Source organism: Thalassolituus sp. UBA2009, assembly GCF_002335285.1.
In the GTDB taxonomy this organism is placed as follows: domain Bacteria; phylum Pseudomonadota; class Gammaproteobacteria; order Pseudomonadales; family Oceanobacteraceae; genus Venatoribacter; species Venatoribacter alkanivorans.
Window position 1 is genome coordinate 17,813 of the sequence record NZ_DDCJ01000019.1, and the last position, 3,961, is coordinate 21,773.

At 50.3% G+C, this 3,961-nt stretch carries 6 protein-coding genes; 5 read left to right on the forward strand and 1 reads right to left on the reverse strand.

Annotated features, from left to right (window positions below; all coding sequences use genetic code 11):
* The first annotated feature begins 112 nt into the window (after positions 1-112).
* The 4 genes from B3P58_RS01990 to B3P58_RS02005 all read left to right on the forward strand — a co-directional run bounded on the left by B3P58_RS01990 (position 113) and on the right by B3P58_RS02005 (position 2,070).
* Positions 113-697: an SMI1/KNR4 family protein gene (locus B3P58_RS01990; protein ID WP_286715716.1), complete on the forward strand. Its 585-nt coding sequence runs from the start codon at positions 113-115 to the stop codon at positions 695-697.
* 46 nt (positions 698-743) lie between these two features.
* Complete coding sequence (locus B3P58_RS01995) at positions 744-1,196, forward strand: hypothetical protein (protein WP_286715718.1); 453 nt, start codon at positions 744-746, stop codon at positions 1,194-1,196.
* A gap of 42 nt (positions 1,197-1,238) precedes the next feature.
* Positions 1,239-1,598: a hypothetical protein gene (locus tag B3P58_RS02000; protein WP_286715720.1), complete on the forward strand. Its 360-nt coding sequence runs from the start codon at positions 1,239-1,241 to the stop codon at positions 1,596-1,598.
* 85 nt (positions 1,599-1,683) lie between these two features.
* On the forward strand, positions 1,684-2,070 hold the full coding sequence (locus B3P58_RS02005; RefSeq protein WP_286715722.1) for a DUF5071 domain-containing protein: 387 nt from the start codon (positions 1,684-1,686) through the stop codon (positions 2,068-2,070).
* Between the two features lie 119 nt (positions 2,071-2,189).
* Here B3P58_RS02005 and B3P58_RS02010 read toward each other — a convergent pair whose 3' ends face one another.
* Positions 2,190-2,918 (reverse strand): SDR family oxidoreductase, encoded by a 729-nt coding sequence (locus B3P58_RS02010; RefSeq protein ID WP_286715724.1) that lies wholly within the window; start codon positions 2,916-2,918, stop codon positions 2,190-2,192.
* Positions 2,919-3,064: 146 nt separating this feature from the next.
* Between B3P58_RS02010 and B3P58_RS02015 the strand changes: the two genes are divergently transcribed.
* Positions 3,065-3,943 (forward strand): LysR family transcriptional regulator, encoded by an 879-nt coding sequence (locus B3P58_RS02015; protein WP_286715726.1) that lies wholly within the window; start codon positions 3,065-3,067, stop codon positions 3,941-3,943.
* The last annotated feature ends 18 nt before the right edge of the window (positions 3,944-3,961 follow it).

A 3,961-nucleotide genomic window follows, 5' to 3' on the forward strand; every position in this document is an offset into this window, starting at 1 on the left:
CTCTCAGCGCCTTGTTTGAGATATCTTTAGCCAATAACAGGCCTGTTTAATTAGTGTCGACAGGCCCTAAGACACTGACAGAGAATATTGTATGCAAGAGCAATGGGAAAAGATGACAGCCATCTTCAATTCGCGCGGCGGTTTTAATCTGCTTGAGTTAAACAACGGCGCAACAGCCGAAGAGATCGCCCAGCTTGAACAGCATACCGGGCTTGAATTACCGCAGGCGTTCAGAAACTTTCTGTCTGTACACAATGGCCAGGAGCCGGGGAATGGCCGTGGTTTCTTCTTTGGTATCCGATTGTTGTCGGTAAAGGAAATTATGCGCCAGTGGGATACCTGGGTCGCGCTTGAGAATGACGGCCTGAATGAAGATCTGGCCGATTCTATGGAGTCTTCTCCGGAGGGGGTTATCAAACCCCTCTACCTGAACAGAAAATGGCTGCCGATTACCCATGACCATGGTGGTAATCATATTGGTATCGATTTTGATCCTGATGTTAAAGGCAAGATGCATCAGATCATTTCATTCGGGCGTGATGAAGATACCAAGAAACTGAAGGCCGATTCGTTTGAAGAATTTATCGGTATATTTATCGGCTATCTCGAAAGCGTTAACTGGGAATTAAACACCGAACGCTGGGATATTAAAGACAAAGAATACGACATGCATTTCCACGACTGGAATGCGTTCTGATATGAGTGCCTGGCTGCCAGTAACCGGAGATAGTAAGCAGATGACTATGAAAAATTATCTGAGCTGTTTCGTGCTGTTATTGATCAGCGGCTATGCCAGCGCCGACAGGTCGTTAAACCAGGCACAAATTGAAGCCATAAGCCCATATTTACTCAGTGCCGTTGCAGAAACACCCTACTCAGCTGTTATCAGGCACACGGATGCAAAGGTAATAGAGGGCACGGATGGCAGCCAGCATATTTATTATGCCAAGGTTGTCGACACCATTCGCGGGGAGCACAGGGAGCGCATTCATTATGTAATGTCGGCAGAGGCTGACGAGGCGGCCAGCCTGGACGATGCAGAGGTTCTGATAACGCTTTGCATAAATAACGACGGCTATTACTGGCCGGGAACAGGTGCACAGTTCCCGGCAGATAAGCAGCTGATTCAACGGGCGAAAAACCACGCGTTGAGTGCCAGCACCAATCAATCCCATTTTTCTCAGTGTGACGATTGAGTTGGCCACCGGTGTCTGGTTGAAACCACATAATGGCAGAATATGAAAGTCCTGCGGAATATAGTTATCGTCAGCCAATTAACCGGCTGTGTAGGTCTGGATATCGTTCATAGCCAGAAAACTTACTCGGGTGATCCGGCAAAGACAGAGGGTGCAACAAAGACCACCTATTATCACAGTGAATATAAATGGGTTGGCCTATACCTGTCCTTTATCATTCCCATACCCCTGATTATTCCATACGGTAAAGAGTCACAAACCCTGTGGATTAAAAATCAGGAGTTGATTTATCAGGAAGATATAAAAACGACCACAACGGGTTATGGCTGCTCCATCTGGATGGAGTGCGGTGAGTTAATGACCTGGGGGAGTGTTTTGCTGGAGCCCGAGTCGTACCATTAATACCTGCTCCAGGCTTAAGCCTTATTTTATTCGGAATAATCAGAGCCTCATTATCAGGGCCTGATCTCAGAGTATTGATAACAGAATGATCAGACTTGTACCCAAAGACAAATTTGACGATGAAGCCTGTGCCAATCTGCAGGCCGCCTCCGACGAAGATCTGCTTCCTTATATTGCTGATCTGCTGGAATGTCTGCAGGACCTTAACTGGCCTATCGCCGGGCCGGTTGCTGAGCGCTTATCGTTACTGGGCAACGAGCTGGTACAGCCGGTATTAGATATTCTGAACAGCGACGACGAGATGTGGAAATACTGGATCATTTCCCATTTTCTGTATCTGGTAAGTGATGAGGTATTTCAGGCACTGCGTTTTAAACTGAACAGTATCCGCCGGCATCCAACCGCCAGCGAAACCGCAGAAGAAGTCCAGAGTGCCGCCTGTGAACTTTTAATTTCGCGGCGTAACGCCTGACGAAACTTTATTCCTGCGGTAAATCCATACTCCGGTGCAATTTAGGGCCTGTTAACACTAATGAAACAGGCCCCAGAAACCTGCGCCGGATAGTGCACTGATTCGCCGGACGTAACCTTTTACAGTAAATAACCACCATCAACTTCCAGCACCGCACTGCGCATCGCCAGCGACTGATCAGAGAGCAGAAACTCGATTGCACCAATCTGATCCTGCGCCGTCATCACCCGCCCCAGCACTGTATCCTTCATAGATTCAAACAGAGCATCCTGTTGCTCCGCATTCATCCCCGCCTTGCCCTGAATGGCCGTTGCAGTTACACCGGGGCGAACCGAATTAATACGGATACCTAAGCCTGAAAATTCCAGATTAGCCACCCGCGCAATGGCTTCAAAAGCCGCTTTGCTGGCAGCATATACCGCCGCTTGCGGGAAGGCTTTGGTCACCACAATGCTGGATACAAACACCACACTGGAAGGGTTCTTCAGCAGCGGCTGTAACTGCTGCAGAGTAATAAAGGGGCCTTTGGTATTAATGGCGATGGTCTGGTCAAAGTCTTCTTCGCTGCTGGTTGCAATAGCCTGCGGATAAAACACACCGGCATTCAGCACTAAACCATCCAGTTGAATATTGTCTTTTTGCAGGGCCGCGGCCAGTTGTTTCAGCGCCGCACCGTCAGCACTGTCAGCAACAAAGCCGCTGCAGCCAATCGCAGCACTTACCTGATTTACTTTGTGCTGATCACGCCCGGTAATAATCACATGATTGCCGTCGGCTGCCAGCTTCTCTGCCAGCGCCAGACCGATGCCTGCGGTGCCACCCGTAATCAGAATTGTTTTGCCATTCATATCCGTTCTCCTCGTTGTTTGTTGTACGGCAGATTAGCAACTTGTCAGGTCGCCAATAAGGCATCAATATGCGCACTTACTGGTTCTCATCTGGCAACAAAGTACTTTCTGCCGGCCCTCTCCGGCCATTGTTCATCAGAGGTTTTATGTCCTATCTCAATCTGCCACTGCTGCACGTTTTTCATCTGGTTGCGGAACGTGGCAGCTTTCAGGCGGCGGCCAGCGAGCTGAACCTGCCGCGCTCGTCGGTCAGTAAGAAGATCCGTCAGCTTGAGGAGTTTGTCGGCCAGCCGTTATTACAGCGCTCAACCCGGCAGCTGCAGTTAACCGATGTCGGCCGTAATTTATTGCTGGGAACCGGTGAGCTGAACAAGGTACTGAGCAATCTGAGTGGCCTGCTGGATGATATGCAGACCTCTCCGAAAGGCCGGGTAAAAATCAGTGCCAGTGTACTGATGGGTCAGGCCCGGCTGGTGCCGGTACTGAAGAAACTGCGCGGACAATTTCCCGATATTGAACTGGAATTAAATCTCGATGACCGCAATGTAGATTTGCTGGCAGAAAACGTGGACATTGCCATCCGTATTGGCCAGCTGCCCGATTCCTCTTTAATTGCGCGCAAGATTGGCGAAAAACACTGGGGCTGGTTTGCCTCGCCACAGTATCTGGCCGAACGCGGTCAGCCGGACACTCCTGCCGATCTCGCCCGGCACGATTGTCTGGTGTTCGGCTCCCTGAACTTCTGGCCTTTCCGCAACCGCGCGGGGCAGACGGAGAATATCGAAGTCAGCCCCGCCATAAAAACCAATAACAGCCGTGCTCTGGTGGATATGGCCAGCGCCGGGCTGGGCATTATTATGCTCGATCCGGAATTTATCAGAGCGGAGCGGGAAAGCGGCCGTTTAGTACCGGTACTCAGCGACTGGCAGCACCCGGAAAACAGTCCGATTAATCTGGTGTGTGTCGGTGAAAGGACCAAAGCCGCCCAGGCGGTATGGCAGTTTTTGCTGGATGAATTGCAATAACAATCAGGGCCAGTCGTT